Annotated in this window: 1 pseudogene; it reads right to left on the reverse strand. The window is 55.5% G+C overall.

Annotation, left to right across the window (positions count from 1 at the left end):
• Positions 1-292, reverse strand: a pseudogene (locus ACTHSP_RS23630) (polyphosphate kinase 1); the annotation flags it as partial.

The following is a 292-nucleotide window of genomic DNA, read 5'->3' on the forward strand; positions in this document are numbered from 1 at the left end:
TTGTCTTCCAAGGCCATTTCCAAACCTTCACGGATCACGCGTTCTTTGAGTTCGGGCGTGGTAATCGGTGTGTCGACTTCAATGCGGCGGACGAAGATGCGACCCATCCAGTCGGCGCTGGAGATAAAGGTATCGTCTGCGCCGTTGTTATGGAATCAATACACGCGCGAGTGTTCGAGTTGGCGGCCGATGATGGAACGGACGCGGATGTTTTCGGACAATCCTTTTACACCCGGGCGCAAAGTACACATACCGCGCACAATCAGGTCGATTTGCACGCCTGCCGCGCTGG

This window comes from Neisseria sp. P0001.S005, from assembly GCF_051963715.1.